The organism is Salmonella sp. SG203 (assembly GCF_013350575.1).
Lineage (GTDB): Bacteria > Pseudomonadota > Gammaproteobacteria > Enterobacterales > Enterobacteriaceae > Salmonella > Salmonella enterica.
Genome location: NZ_SNMT01000044.1, coordinates 1 through 12,991, shown reverse-complemented (window position 1 = coordinate 12,991; position 12,991 = coordinate 1). Strand labels below are relative to the sequence as shown.

17 protein-coding genes and 1 pseudogene are annotated in these 12,991 nt (G+C 53.5%); 11 read left to right on the top strand and 7 right to left on the bottom strand.

Going from position 1 to position 12,991, the window contains the following annotated elements; genetic code table 11:
• The 5 genes and pseudogenes from HV477_RS27065 to HV477_RS27045 all read right to left on the bottom strand — a co-directional run.
• A pseudogene (locus HV477_RS27065) lies at positions 1 to 598 on the bottom strand (hypothetical protein); the annotation flags it as partial.
• Complete coding sequence (locus HV477_RS27060; RefSeq protein ID WP_175065672.1) at positions 579 to 749, bottom strand: hypothetical protein; 171 nt, start codon at positions 747 to 749, stop codon at positions 579 to 581. The gene HV477_RS27060 and the pseudogene HV477_RS27065, both read right to left, overlap by 20 nt.
• A 156-nt stretch (positions 750 to 905) precedes the next feature.
• Entirely contained in the window at positions 906 to 1,106 is a 201-nt protein-coding gene (locus HV477_RS27055; protein ID WP_157934873.1) for a hypothetical protein, read from the bottom strand.
• A complete protein-coding gene (locus tag HV477_RS27050; protein WP_175065671.1) occupies positions 1,103 to 1,342 on the bottom strand; it encodes a hypothetical protein in 240 nt (79 codons plus the stop codon). Before HV477_RS27050 ends, HV477_RS27055 begins: the two co-directional genes overlap by 4 nt.
• A 445-nt stretch (positions 1,343 to 1,787) precedes the next feature.
• Positions 1,788 to 2,411, bottom strand: coding sequence for a LexA family transcriptional regulator (locus HV477_RS27045; protein WP_175065670.1), 624 nt, complete (start codon positions 2,409 to 2,411; stop codon positions 1,788 to 1,790).
• A gap of 116 nt (positions 2,412 to 2,527) precedes the next feature.
• On the opposite strand from HV477_RS27045, the gene HV477_RS27040 reads away from it, so the two are divergent.
• From HV477_RS27040 to HV477_RS27030, 3 genes are all read left to right on the top strand, one after another.
• Positions 2,528 to 2,737 (top strand): helix-turn-helix domain-containing protein, encoded by a 210-nt coding sequence (locus tag HV477_RS27040; protein ID WP_175065669.1) that lies wholly within the window; start codon positions 2,528 to 2,530, stop codon positions 2,735 to 2,737.
• A 3-nt stretch (positions 2,738 to 2,740) separates the two neighbouring features.
• Positions 2,741 to 5,017, top strand: a complete 2,277-nt coding sequence (locus HV477_RS27035; RefSeq protein WP_254621734.1) for a virulence-associated E family protein — start codon at positions 2,741 to 2,743, stop codon at positions 5,015 to 5,017.
• A gap of 298 nt (positions 5,018 to 5,315) precedes the next feature.
• Positions 5,316 to 5,744 (top strand): antiterminator Q family protein, encoded by a 429-nt coding sequence (locus HV477_RS27030; RefSeq protein ID WP_217487900.1) that lies wholly within the window; start codon positions 5,316 to 5,318, stop codon positions 5,742 to 5,744.
• A 296-nt stretch (positions 5,745 to 6,040) separates the two neighbouring features.
• On the opposite strand, the gene HV477_RS27025 is transcribed toward HV477_RS27030, so the two are convergent.
• Positions 6,041 to 6,226, bottom strand: a complete 186-nt coding sequence (locus tag HV477_RS27025) for a hypothetical protein (RefSeq protein ID WP_175065668.1) — start codon at positions 6,224 to 6,226, stop codon at positions 6,041 to 6,043.
• Positions 6,227 to 6,286: 60 nt separating this feature from the next.
• A complete protein-coding gene (locus tag HV477_RS29170; protein ID WP_112041632.1) occupies positions 6,287 to 6,346 on the bottom strand; it encodes a type I toxin-antitoxin system Ibs family toxin in 60 nt (19 codons plus the stop codon).
• Between the two features lie 262 nt (positions 6,347 to 6,608).
• On the opposite strand from HV477_RS29170, the gene HV477_RS27015 reads away from it, so the two are divergent.
• The 8 genes from HV477_RS27015 to HV477_RS26980 all read left to right on the top strand — a co-directional run.
• Positions 6,609 to 6,914 (top strand): HP1 family phage holin, encoded by a 306-nt coding sequence (locus HV477_RS27015; RefSeq protein WP_175065667.1) that lies wholly within the window; start codon positions 6,609 to 6,611, stop codon positions 6,912 to 6,914.
• Positions 6,892 to 7,431 carry a lysozyme gene (locus HV477_RS27010; protein WP_175065666.1) on the top strand — a complete coding sequence of 180 codons (540 nt, stop codon included), beginning with the start codon at positions 6,892 to 6,894 and terminating at the stop codon, positions 7,429 to 7,431. Before HV477_RS27015 ends, HV477_RS27010 begins: the two co-directional genes overlap by 23 nt.
• 100 nt (positions 7,432 to 7,531) lie before the next feature.
• Entirely contained in the window at positions 7,532 to 8,032 is a 501-nt protein-coding gene (locus tag HV477_RS27005; protein ID WP_175065665.1) for a lysis protein, read from the top strand.
• A gap of 23 nt (positions 8,033 to 8,055) precedes the next feature.
• Positions 8,056 to 8,631: a terminase small subunit gene (locus HV477_RS27000; RefSeq protein ID WP_175065664.1), complete on the top strand. Its 576-nt coding sequence runs from the start codon at positions 8,056 to 8,058 to the stop codon at positions 8,629 to 8,631.
• Positions 8,632 to 8,633: 2 nt separating this feature from the next.
• Entirely contained in the window at positions 8,634 to 10,253 is a 1,620-nt protein-coding gene (locus tag HV477_RS26995) for a TerL protein (protein WP_175065663.1), read from the top strand.
• On the top strand, positions 10,253 to 11,773 hold the full coding sequence (locus tag HV477_RS26990) for a DUF1073 domain-containing protein (protein ID WP_175065662.1): 1,521 nt from the start codon (positions 10,253 to 10,255) through the stop codon (positions 11,771 to 11,773). The genes HV477_RS26995 and HV477_RS26990 overlap by 1 nt, the downstream gene beginning before the upstream one ends.
• 40 nt (positions 11,774 to 11,813) lie before the next feature.
• Positions 11,814 to 12,503: a phage minor head protein gene (locus HV477_RS26985; protein WP_175065673.1), complete on the top strand. Its 690-nt coding sequence runs from the start codon at positions 11,814 to 11,816 to the stop codon at positions 12,501 to 12,503.
• A partial coding sequence (locus tag HV477_RS26980) for a DUF2213 domain-containing protein (protein ID WP_175065661.1) occupies positions 12,500 to 12,991 on the top strand: 492 nt, incomplete at its 3' end. The genes HV477_RS26985 and HV477_RS26980, both read left to right, overlap by 4 nt.

The following is a 12,991-nucleotide window of genomic DNA, read 5'->3' as shown; positions in this document are numbered from 1 at the left end:
AGTTGCCTGTGTTGCTGGCGGCGGAGTAGTTGCCTGTGTTGCTGGCGGCGGAGCGGTAGCCCGTGTTGCTGGCGGCGGAGCAGTCGCCTGTGTTGCTGGCGGCGGAGCAGTCGCCTGTGTTGCTGGCGGCGGAGCAGTCGCCTGTGTTGCTGGCGGCGGAGCAGTTGCCTGTGTTGCTGGCGGCGGAGTAGTTGCCTGTGTTGCTGGCGGCGGAGCGGTAGCCCGTGTTGCTGGCGGCGGAGCAGTTGCCGGTCATAACCTGCTGTTCAAGTGATCTGTCTACCTTACTCCATATCCAGTCAATTGCTCGCTGAACGAACTCAGGCATTGTGAGCTCAGCTTTAATTGTAATAGAGGCACTGGCGATTTTGCTGTCGCCGCCATCTTCACGGCTGATATCACCTTCGGCCACCGATTCGGCGTAACGGCTCTCCGCTGGCGGATAGTAGCTGAAGCAATCAAGCGGGTACTCGCACGAATGGAAGCCGGAAGAACAGGCCTTTACTTTGCCTTCATGTTCGAAGGTTTTACCGATTTCGAACTGGAAACCACAGCATGTTAAATTCTGCTTAAAACCTTTATACGTTGTTATCTGCATTACTGACTCCGTGGGCGTTTACATAAATGGTTAACGGGAAAGTGGCGCCGGGGTTACGCGCCAGCGCATCGCGTTTACGCAGCCAGTGAAGACGGCGCACCGCGTTATTGGCGGGTGCTTTCTCCACAGGCCGGAACTGTACTTTTTGCATCGTCAGTGCTCCTTTTCTCATAGGGAAGCGCACCCACCATCAGCGGGCGGGGATGAAGGTAAAACGGATGCGCTTTCTGACGAAAAAAAGGCCCGTCAGGGGTGGCGGGCAAAGATTACTCAGCACTTAGAGGGGTGATTCAGGAGTATGGGGTGGTTAAGCTGTTACGAGAACACAATCTGGAGCGTATCGGGAGGTGGCACCATCTTCCCATGTGATCCATATTTTTCCGTCGGGGCCAGGTTCAATTATTTCAATTTTTCTGGGCTTAGATAAGTGAATGAAATCAATCCGATCGCCTGCTTTAAGGTTTTGTACTTCTACCTCTTTGCTCTGTGTTTCGCGGAAACTATTCATTTTTCTATCCCCAAAGCCTGGCGGATTTCTTCAGCGCGAGCGTCGCTGCCCGCATCAAAACCCTGGTGATATACAAAGCCAATGAGGCCCTGAATAATTTCCCAATCTTCCTGATCTAATTTGGCGGACAAAAGACGTGCGACGATATTTCCGTTTGATTCAAGCCGGAAAGTGGTTGTCTTATCCTGTTTATTCCACTTTCTGGTAATTAACTGTGTAGCGTCATAACGTGGCATTGTTTGCGGCCTCTTAAACTTAGTTTTAGTGGATTAGTAAAAGGCCGAAGCCTTTGATTAATTCACTGCTCGCCCCGTCATCGGGGCGTTTCAACTTGCGTGACTTATCAGCCTGCCGCGGTGTGGTCCTCTACGCTTACCGTACGCATACGGACTCGGCGCTTACCTCGATCCCATCGGGTGCTATTTCGTTTTGCCAGGAGCATCACGACCTGCCTGTCACGCGGTTCAGATTGTTAAAGAGCGGTATTGCTTCGGCGGGTTGAGTCGCGCCGTTCGACTTGATGAAGCGTAAATTACTATGTTGATTGTATTATGTAAACCACAAATATGGTATTTAAGTGCGCAAAAATACCACGTTATTGATATTTAAGTTAATTTAGTTGGTAAGAATTTGGAGTGGCGGTATGGTGGGAGGGCTTTTTCGCCCTCTTTCTGGATGGGGTTATCTTTTGCGGCGGTAAATACGATGTTCAATCATGACCCCTACGATCTGTAAGGGGACATCTGCACTTCGTAGCACGGGATAGTCGGGATTCAGGGGGACCAGCTCAAAATCCTCAACGCCGATACCCAACGGGCGGTATTTTTTGAAAGTGGCCTCATGCCCGTTGTTCTTTGCAACGACGAACTCGCCAGGCATAGGACATAACTCCGGGTCAATTATTACAATGTCACCTTCCTTAAACTCCGGCTGCATACTGTCACCATCTATCCGCAGGGCGAAGCTGGACTCCGGTACGTCGGAATCCGCGAGAACGTATTCCATATTTCCATCCATGTCCGTAACGTCTTTTGCCTCCGTTAGCGCACCGGCCTGTACGTAACTGAGGATCGGGATGCGGCGTGTACTTATTTCCGCCAGGGGCATGATATTCTTACCGTTTAAAAGCCAGTCGGGGCTACATTTCAGCGCCTTTGAAAGCTCGATTATGTTGCGGGGTTTTCTGGTTTTTCCACTTTCAATAGTTTCGATGGATTGCTGGCTGACCCCCGCGATTGTTGCAACTTCTGTTTGTGTCATCCCGAGTTCTGTACGGCGTGCTTTAAAACGTTCTGCAAGTGACATGGTGTACCCCCTGATTCCTGGTTTTTTGCTCTCCATTATTAATACAATTTTTGTTGTAGTTGACAAACATCATTTATTGTTGCTAAATACCACATAAATTGTAGGAGGCAATAATCATGACACTTGCTACCCGAGTAAAAAACCAGCGTAAGGCTCTTGGCCTGACGCAGGTTATGCTGGCAGAACGCACAGGGATTAGCCAGCAAGCCATTAACCGCATTGAAAGCGGCCTTATATCCCGCCCCCGTTATCTGCTGGAAATAGCTGTTGCCCTGAACTGCGACCCTAACTGGCTGTTGCATGGTACTCCCGCAGATAAGGCGTAATTTATGGCTCAGATTAATCTATCGTACGGTCGGGAACTGGTAGACAACCTTCCTATGCCCTGTACTGATGCCGACTTTAACCGGACCTTTAAGCGCGTTAAAAAGTGGGCTAGTGCTATCAACGCAACTAAACAGGATACAAAAGCCCAGCTTAACGCCAAAAAAGCACGCTTGCCCTATATCTGGCATGCAATGAAGGACGCCACCAAAGGCCGTAACGCTGCTAATGCGGGCAACCGTGATGTACTCTTTATGGATATGGACGGCTGTAATGCGCCCGCATGGCACGCCTTACGCGACGCGCTGGCCTGTTTCTCATGCTTTGTATACTCAACGCCAAGCCATCTGCACCCTACTGCAAACGGTGAACATCGCTGGCGTGTCTGCCTTGAGCTGAGTCGCCAGGTCACACCCGAAGAGTACAAACGTCTTGGCCTCGCAGTTGAAACCTGGCTGATGGATTGTATCAGTCTGCTGGACGATTACGCCGTCAAGTGGGACCACAGTGTTTACAACCCGGATCATATGGTTTTTGTTCCGGATGAAAAGGCCATCTTTGAGCGTTTTACAGGGGAACCCGTTGACGTTGATATGCTGCTGGCCAGCGCACCGGAAATTAACGCTCCTGAACGAGCTAAAGTTTCCGCAGACCCTGATGACCTGTCACGCATCGTTGACCTGAACGGCATTAGTAAACAGACCTTTGACGATTTGCGGGCGGTGATGTGGCATCCGGCGGTACTGGCCGACGCTGAGCCCGGATGTAATAAATACTCATTTTGGGCGGCGATGGGTAATCGTCTGGCATGGTTCAAAGGTACTGACTGGGAAGAGGAGGCCCGCCAGTTGTGGCTGGAATGGTCCATCGCGGGCGGCGATGACGGTAAAAGTGCTGAACATAAGTGGGACAGCGACCAGCTCACCGCCGACCGTACCGGATACCAGGCTATTTTCGCCCGCGCGAAACAGCTTGGTGTTGCCAATCCGGCGACTGAGCGCCAGTGTGATTCTGTCGCCAGTGTGGACGACTTCGAAGACCTGACCAGCACAGGCGTTGCTGAGCCGTTACCGCTGCCCGCGTTCGAACGTGACAACCGGGGGCGGATTGAGGCCGAAATCCTTAACGCGGTCAAAGCGGTTGCCCGTCCTGATTTTATCGGCGTCGATATCCGCTTTGACCAGTTCCGCGACGAAATCATGTTAGCCCCCGCTGGCTCCGGTCAGTGGCGACCGTTCACTGATGCTGATTATGTGGAACTTCGTATGACAATGGCGGAACGCGGATTTAAACCCGTGGGGCGGGAGCTTATCCGCGACGCCGTTTTACAGGTTTCCAGCGAGCAGCCTTTTGACTCCGCGATCACCTGGCTGGACGAGCTGGAGTGGGACGGCGTGCCGCGCATCGACACTTTTTACCATACGCACTTCGGTACCGCCGACACCGCATACACCCGCGCGGTATCCCTGTATATGTGGACGGCGCTGGCGGGCAGGGTACTGGAGCCAGGCATCAAAGCCGATATGGTGCCTATTCTCGTTGGTCCGCAGGGTTGCGGCAAATCTTCCGGCGTGGAGGCGCTGAGCCCTGATCCCATGTTCTTTACTGAGATATCTTTCGCGGAAAAAGACGACGACCTCGCGCGCAAGATGCGCGGGCGTCTGCTTGCGGAGATTGGCGAGCTGCGCGGCCTCAATACCAAAGAACTCGAATCAATCAAGGCATTCGTGACGCGAACCCATGAGAACTGGATACCTAAATATCGTGAGTTCGCCACGCAGTTCCCGCGTCGCCTGGTGTTCATCGGTACCACCAACGAGGACGAGTTCCTCGCGGATAAGACCGGTAACCGTCGCTGGTTACCCGTGGAGGTGTCGAAAGTCGATGTACAGGCCATCAGGCGCGACCTGTTGTTGCTGTGGGCGGAAGCCCGCGAGACGTTTACGCGCTCCGGCGGTATCCAGTTCCGCGATGCTGAGCGCCTCGCTGCGAGTGTACACGAAAAATACACGATTAAAGATGCCTGGCTGGAAACGGTCGAAAAGTGGCTTGATACGCCGGACATGCTGACGGAGGAAATCCCCCGAACTCGCAAATTTTTACGCGCAAGCGACGTACTGCGCGATGCGATTGGCTTAAATCCCAGCCATATCGGAAAACGCGAAGAAATGCGAATTAGCAATGTTTTGCAAAAGTGTGGTTATAAGCGCGTTCAGCGTCGTGTTGACGGGAAAAAAATGAGGATTTTTGAACCGGCGTCCCAACCTGACCCAACCTTATAAAGCAGGTTGGGACGCTGTAACAGGCTGAAAATGTTAATAAGTTCCAACCGTCCCAACCGTCCCAACCTTTTTACTAGAAACCCCATATATATATATAAGCCGCTTGGGGAAAAGGTTAGGAAACAGATGGGACAGGCTGGGGCAGGTTGGGACAGGGCGAATTAGTAACTTTTTTGCAAGAAACTGCAAAATTACAGGAATTTTTGCAAAAACAGGCAGATGACCCCGGAACGACGCAGACGGGAGGGAGCAACCAGCTCTCAAATATTTTTTATAGATTAAAATAGAGGTCCAAAACATGATCCGGAGAGACATGCAGGAAGTGCTGGAGAGGTGGGGGCGATGGGCGGCCAGCGAGGAGTATTGCTCAATGGTGGACTGGCCCTCGTTGTCGGTGCTGCCGCAGCGCCTGCCTGAGGCTTCGGGTAAGCCGGGCTGTTCTGACGAGGACGGCATAGCGATCGACAGTTGCATTGCGCAGATGAGTCTGGTCTGCCCGCAGGATGAGTTGTTGATCGTGGGTCTGCGCTTCATAGGCGGCCTGTCGCTACGCGCAATTGCCGAAGCTATGGATATACCGCTCTACGATGTCAGAAAGGCGCTGAGCGCGTTTGAGGCGTTTTTAGCGGGGTGTCTGCTGGCGTACGGGATCACCCTCGACATGGACCCGGAAGTGGCTGAACTGAAATCGCTTGTGTGCGCACAAAAAGATGTGCTATGGTTATAGCATCTAAAATTGTATTCCGACTTCTGAAAGGCTCCGCTGATCCCGGAGCCTTTTTTATCGCCTCAGGACGGCAGACTGCTGAAAACAGGCGTTTCGCAATGAAAACGGGCTATTCACTTTTCGGGGTGTTTTATGCAGGATTTATTCACGCGGTTTTTGCCGCTTAACGGCTGAAAATGGCGCTCTCATGTGGTTTCTGTGGTGAGTGTGTTTTTGCCAGGGCGTATAAGCACCATTATGTTAAATAGGGGCATTTTTTAACAAATTTAACAGACCGCCGTGATGGCGGTCCGGGGTTACTTCTGAAGCGCTGAAGCGTAGAGCCTGACGGCTTCCGCAATGATGGCGGACTGAGGATGTCCTGTCTGCGCTGAGAGGGTGGCGATAAGTTCAATAGTTTCAACCGGCAGTTTGTAGCCTTTAGGACGCACACCGCGCTTTTCGTCGCTTCTGCGCTGGATAACGGCTGTTGACTGTGCCATGTTTAACTCCTAATATCGGAATGAGGGCTGGAGGGGATTTCTCCCCTCCACCTGATTGTCTTAGTAAGCTGGCGAGCTGATAACCAAGAGCACAATCAGGATGATGATTAACTTCATCATAACCCCTTCCTTGTGTGGAGCCCCGCTTCGGTGGGGCTCTTCCCGTTTCAGCGTTCTGCTGATGAAATAATTATAGATGCACCTATAATTTAATGCAAGCCTTTTCTCCCCGAAAAGCCAGATAATTAGCGGATTTAGAGAACCGAGCCGTAGCCCCTGACTATCCTGTTTTTATCCGTGATAGTTCACGCTGCGGACTTCTACCATTAGCCCGGCTGCGCGATGGCGTGGCCTTTCTTTTTCCATTCACAGGACACCCATTTTGAATCTCGAAAAGCACACTACGTGGCTGGCCTACCTGTGGGCGTTTATCAGTGGCCTGTTTGCTCAATGGACGCTGAATGACTACGGCGCGTTGATTGGCATCATCCTCGGTATCGGAACGTTTCTGGTTAATCGCCACTACAAACAGCAATCCGCGCAGGCGCAGAAAGACCAGGTGGCAGCGATGGAGAAGCGTAATCAGATACTGGAACAGCTTGCCAGCAGGCCGGATAGTTCGCTGAAATCGCTGGTACTCACCGCAGAAGAATCGGAGGGAGACGATGGCGCTAAGGACGAAAGTTAAATACGGTCTTTCCGCCGCCATGTTGGCCCTGATTGCTGCCGGTGCGTCGGCTCCGGTGTTACTGGATCAGTTCCTGGATGAGAAGGAAGGCAGTCACCTGACTGCCTACCGCGATACAGGCGGTATCTGGACAATCTGCCGGGGTGTGACCCGCATTGATGGTAAGCCAGTCGTGAAAGGCCAGCGACTGACTCAAAGCCAGTGTGACCACTACAACGCCATTGAGCGTGACAGGGCGCTGGCATGGGTCAATAAAAATGTTCATGTACCGCTGACAGAACCGCAGAAGGCTGGGATTGCGTCATTCTGCCCGTACAACATCGGTCCCGGTAAATGCTTCCCGTCCACGTTTTACCGGAAGCTGAACGCCGGAGACCGGAAAGGAGCATGTGCGGAAATCCGCCGGTGGGTATATGACGGCGGTCGGGACTGCCACAACAGGGAAAATCAGTGTTACGGTCAGGTGATACGCCGTGACCAGGAATCAGCGCTGACGTGCTGGGGGATAGACCAGTGAAATACTTACCCACAACGGTATGTTTTGTCGCGGCTGCTTGTCTTGCCGCTCATGGTATTGACGGCTGGGGATGGTTCCTTTTTATCGGCGTTATTCTTGTATGAACCGCATAACCACGGGCGTAATAGCCTCATTGTTGGTTGTGGCCGTTGCGCTGGCGTGGACTACAGAACGCTACCACGGTAACGCGGTCCGCTACAAAGACCAGCGCGACACCGCCAATCACAGCCTGGAGCTGGCGAACGCGACAATTACCGACATGACGAAGCGCCAGCGTGATGTTGCTGCCCTTGATGCGAAATACACGAAGGAATTAGCTGATGCGAAAGCTGAGAATGATGCTTTGCGCGATGATGTCGCCGCTGGCCGTCGTCGCCTGCTCGTCAACGCCACCTGTCCCGCAATGCCGACAGGTAAATCCACCTCCGCCGCCCGCGTGGATAATGCAGCCCGCCCCCGACTGGCAGACACCGCTCAACGGGATTATTTCACCCTCAAAGAGCGAGTGACGACGATGCAAAAGCAACTGGAAGGGGCGCAGGACTATATCAGAACGCAGTGCAAGAAAAGAAATGAAGAAAGTAATAAACAAAGAAATTAACTAAGTTATCGGGACAATTCACTATGACTAAGAAGCTGAAAGCAAAGCAGGATATGTTTTGCCGCGAGTTTCTTGTCGATCTGAACGCCACACAGGCTGCTATCCGGGCGGGGTATTCACAAAAATGGGCCGCTCGTTGCGCTCACGCGCTGGTGAGCCAGCCAGCCATCAAAGCACGTATCAACGAGCTGAAGCAGGAACGAATCGACCAGTTGGGCGTTGACGCGAAATATGTACTGTGTCGCCTGGTGGAGATCGACAGGATGGACATCGGCGACATCTTTAACGACGACCTGACCCTGAGACCACTGTCTGAGTGGCCGGAGGTGTGGCGGCGATACATGAGCGGCGTCAACCTTGTCGAGCTGTTTGAAGGAAAGGGGGAAGACCGTGAGATGACAGGCATCCTCAAGAAACTGAAATGGCCGGACAAGGTGAAAAATCTGGAGATGCTGGGGCGTCATGTTGCCGTTCAGGCGTTCAGGGACAACGTGAAAACCGAACTTTCCGGGCCGGGGGGCGGTCCGGTCCGGACTGAGAATACCGAACTGACGCCGGAACAGGCGGCGGAGGCGTACAAAAAAATGATGGGTGGATGATTATGCCGTTACCGTTTCCCTTTGACTTTAAAAAGCCGGATTACGTGCAGGTTTTTGAATGGCGAATGGAACGTTTACAGCGTATCCGCCAGAACCCCGAAATGCTGCCCGCACTGAAGCAGTTTTACCGTACCAGTCCCGCCCAGTTCATCATTGACTGGGGCATGACGACAGACCCGCGTAATCTGGATTATGGGTTGCCGGTCACTATTCCGTTTCTGCTGTTCCCTAAGCAGGAAGAGTGGGTTGAGTGGATCATGGCGCGCTGGCAGAAACGTGAGAACGGCCTGACCGAAAAAAGCCGTGAGATGGGGCTTAGCTGGACGTCGGTTGGTCTTGCCTGCACGTTGTGCCTGTTTAACCGCGAGATGATCATCGGTTTTGGCTCCCGCAAGGAAGAGTACGTCGACAGTACGGTGGACCCGAAAGCACTGTTCTGGAAGGTCCGCAAATTTATTTCAACCCTGCCTGCGGAGTTCCGGGGAAGCTGGGACGAGCGAAGACACTCGCGCTTTATGAGCGTGGAGTTTCCGGACTCGGGTGCCATTATCAAAGGCGAGGCGGGCGACAATATCGGTCGCGGTGACCGCTCAACGCTGTACTTTGTGGACGAATCGGCGTTTCTGTCCCGGCCACAACTGATAGACGCTGCCCTCTCCCAGACCACGCGCTGCCGTATTGACCTTTCCTCGGTTAACGGTATGAACAACCCGTTCGCGCAGAAGCGCCACGGCGGAAAAATCCCGGTATTCACGTTCCACTGGACCAGTGACCCGCGTAAGGATAAGGCCTGGTACGACAGGGAGTGTGAAAAAATAGATGATCCGGTCATCGTGGCGCAGGAGCTTGACCTGAATTACCAGGCATCGGCGGAAGGCATACTCATTCCGGCAGAATGGGCGCGCGCGGCGGTGGATGCGCATATTGAGCTGGGCATTCAGCCCTCAGGTATGCGCATCGGCGCAATGGATGTTGCCGACGAAGGGCGGGATAAAAACGCCTGTTCTCTTCGTTACGGTTTTTTGCTGGATGATGTACAGGAATGGTCGGGCAAGGGCAGCGACATCTATGACTCAGTGGTGAAGGTTTTCGGCCTGTGCGATGACTTTGGCGCGGATGAATTTCGCTTCGACGAGGACGGATTGGGCGCTGGCGTCCGGGGCGATGCCCGCGTTATCAACGAGCTGCGGGAAGCGGAGGACAGGGGATGCATTACCGCCACGCCGTTCAGGGGCAGCGGTGGTGTTTTTTATCCTGACAATGAAGCCGTTCCGGGTGATAACGGCAGACCTGCACGGCTGAACCGGGACTTTTTCGCCAATGCCAAAGCGCAGGGATGGTGGCACTTGCGTAAGTTGTTCCGCAATACGTGGCGGGCCCGTGAAGGCATGGACTACGACCCCGACCAGATTATCTCCATTAACGGCAACATGAAGAATAAAGACAGGCTGCTTACGGAGCTGTCCCAGCCGACATGGTCAAAAAATACCGTGGGTAAAATTCTGGTCGACAAGCAGCCGGACGGCACAAAATCGCCCAACCTGGCTGACTCGGTAATGATTGCTTATGCCCCGATGGAAATGCCGATTGTAATTTCTGACGATTTTATGGAGTTGATCTGATGTGGCCTTTTAAGCGTAAAAAAATGGTGACACCGCCTGAAAGGCCGCCTGAACCACAACCAATGGTAATAAGCGATGAAGCGATTGCTTCAGTGGCATCAAAACCACGGCGTGAATTTGCCCGCTATGAGCCACCGGCGGGGGTCATACCTGAAGACCTGCGTAACGCCGTTCTGGCGATGGACTCGACTCCCTACGATACACTGAACCGCCAGTATCCTGATTTTGTGTACGGAGGATTTCCGGGCTATCCGTACCTTGCCATGCAGGCTCAGTTACCGGAATACCGGCGCATGGTCAGTGTGATTGCCGAGGAGATGACCCGCAAGTGGATAAAGGTTAAGGCGGTCGGGGAGGGCGACGACAGCCGCGCGCCGCGTATAGCGCAGCTTACTGATGCGCTGGAGCGCTATAACGTACGGGATGCCTTCAGGCTGGCGGTTGAGCATGACGGCTTTTTCGGGCGGGGGCAAATTTATATCGACGTGCGTTCGCCATCGGGTATGTCGGCCTGGACTGACCTGGCGGAGCTGGAATCAAGGCTGTTTATTTCCGACAAAAAAATCCCGAAAGGTTCCCTGCTGGGGCTTCGTGTTATTGAACCTGTCTGGACGTATCCGGGTATGTATAACGCGGATAATCCGCTGAGTGATGATTTTTATCGACCGTCCGAATGGTACGTAATGGGAAAAACGGTTCACGCCAGCCGCATGATTGATCTTATTTCCCGCCCGGTTCCGGACATGCTGAAGCCGGCCTACAACTTTGGCGGCCTGTCACTGGTTCAGATTGCCGAGCCTTACGTCAACAACTGGCTGCGTACACGCGACAGCGTGGGCGATATGCTGCATTCGTTTTCACTGAACGGGATCATGACGGACCTGAGCCAGGTGTTACAGGGGAAAAAGGACCCGAATTACGCAAAACGCGCGGATCTGTTTAACCGTACCCGTGATAACCGGGGGCTGCTGATACTGGACAAGCAGAAAGAAGAGTTTTTCCAGTTCAACACACCCCTGAATGGCCTCGACACCCTTCAGGCGCAGGCACAGGAGCACATGTTCTTTGTCAGTGCCATACCGTCAGTAAAGTTCGCCGGGCTGAGTCCTACGGGACTGAACGCGTCGAGTGAGGGTGAAATCCGTGTGTTTTACGACACCATCGCTGCACTTGCCACTCGCCTTCTGAAGAAACCGCTGAAAAAGGTACTGGATATTATTCAGTTGTCTGAGTTCGGCGATATCGATCCTGATATCACTTTTGAATTTGAACCCCTGCATGAACTGACGCGCGAGCAACTGGCGAATATCCGTAAAACTGAAGCGGAAACAGATCAGATTTACGAGAGCGCCGGAGCGGTGACCAATAACGAGGTACGCGAACGGCTGGCTACTGCACCGGACAGCCCGTACAGCGGTATTGACCTGAGCGGAGAAATCGAAATTGACGACACCGAAGAAAATCCGCCGCAGGACCCGAACGCAGACCCTGAGACGGATTTCACCCAACGCGGGGATTGAGGCCTGGTACCGCAGACAACTGGATAATGCCGTCAGTGAGATGCACAACAGCGTACTTTACTGGCTGCGGGCTGAGTACCGTAAAACAGACCTCGCGCAGGATGCGTCCCCCGTTAACCTGATGCGTGGAGCCATGCAAAAACTTGCCAGGCGCTGGCAGAAAAAGTTTGACGAAATGGCCCTGCGGCTGGCGAGGCGGTTTGCCGGTGATGTCCTGAAAAACAGCGATGCGTCACTGTCCACTGCGCTCCGTGATGCCGGGTTTACGGTTCCTTTCCGTATGACAGCGGAGATGAATACCGCACTTCAGGCCAGCATCACGGAGAATGTGAACCTCATTCGCTCCATCCCGCAGCAACATCTCACCCAGGTGGAAACACTGGTCATGCAGTCTGTTGGCAGGGGGCGTGACCTGAAAACTCTGACCGATGAGCTGGAAAAACGCTACGGCGTCACACGACGGCGCGCGGCGCTGATTGCCCGCGACCAGAACAATAAAGCGACCTCGGTAATGCAGGCGGCCAGGCAACGCTCGGTGGGCATCACTGAAGGTATCTGGCGGCATTCCCGCGCGGGTAAAACATGGCGTCCGTCGCATGTGAAGGCGAACGGTAAACGGTTTGACCTGCGAAAGGGGATGTTTCTGGATGGTAAGTGGGTACTGCCGGGCGAAGAAATCAGCTGCAAGTGCGGCTGGGATGCCGTTATTCCCGGACTGGAGAAAAGATGATTATTACCGAAATGCTGGCGTTTGACCGGGCATCGGTAAGGCAGTTCGATAAAGTGGGTCGCCTCCGGATTGAGCGCAGTAATCTCAGCAAGGCGAACGTCTGCGGTTATTTCGGGCATGAAATACCGGGGGCGGAAGCGCTGGGACTCGACCCTCAAAAACTTTATCAGCTTTATCGTGACCCCGATGAACTGCGCAAGGCAGTTTCAACCTTCAACAATATTCCCGTTCTGTGCCGACACAAACCCGATTATCCGGGCGCGCCCGCGCGCGAGTACCGGGTGGGTACGACTCATGCCAGCAGCGAGTTTGACGGTACCTATCTGGTTAACGGCATGTCCATCTGGGACAACTCCGCCATCGCGGGGATAGAAACAGATGAACAACGGGAAATCTCATCGTCATATGCCTATGTGGCAGATATGACGCCGGGAACCACCCCCGACGGTGAACCGTATGACGGCGTTATGCGGAATATCGTGGGAAAT